This is a genomic window from Corynebacterium sp. HMSC078H07, assembly GCF_001812805.1.
GTDB lineage: Bacteria > Actinomycetota > Actinomycetes > Mycobacteriales > Mycobacteriaceae > Corynebacterium.
On record NZ_KV810497.1, the window covers coordinates 1 to 702 of the forward strand.

Consider the following 702-nt stretch of genomic DNA (forward strand, 5'->3'; position numbering starts at 1 on the left):
GGAACCTACGCATCAAGCTTGCCGGCACCCCCGCTCACAAAATCCGCCAGGTTGCCACCACACGCCTAAAAGAACTTCAGTCCAAGCGCACCGCCAAACCCGGAGTCCGCTTCACCTACCGCTCTAAGGGACCGAACTCCATCACCATCACCGACACCCCCACCGTCATCGCCGACATCAGAGGCACCCTAGAATCCGTCAATAAAACAAACCTCCTTGAGGCTGCCCGCACCGTCATTGTCACCGGCGGTATCGGCACCAAACCTGCCGTACATGCCCAAGTCGTAGTCACCCTCAACGAACTCGACCAAATCATCAACGGGGATGGGGAGGAAATAGAACTTAACCTCACCAACGGCGCACGCATGACCGGCGCAGACTTTTTGGCCTACAAGTTTGCCGAGATTGGCTACGCCACCATCATCCACCCCCTTGAAGGGCCCATTAACTCTTATAGGATTCAGCGGCATGCCAGTTGGAAGCAACGCATCAGCCTGTGCGCCGAAACCCAAACCTGTTCCAGACCAGGGTGTAACAAGCCGGCGGACTACTGCGAAGTCCACCACCTCATTCCCTGGCAGGCAGGAGGATTTACCAACATTAAAAATCTCACCTTCTTGTGCGCTTACCACAACGGTATTAACGACGATGACCCGAAACGACCCACCGGCAGGGGTTACATGTTCCGGTTGAATACCGGGG

General features: G+C 55.8%; 1 protein-coding gene. It reads left to right on the top strand.

Going from position 1 to position 702, the window contains the following annotated elements; all coding sequences use genetic code 11:
* On the top strand, nucleotides 1-702 hold a 702-nt coding region (locus tag HMPREF2875_RS09330; RefSeq protein ID WP_141754611.1), incomplete at both ends, for an HNH endonuclease signature motif containing protein.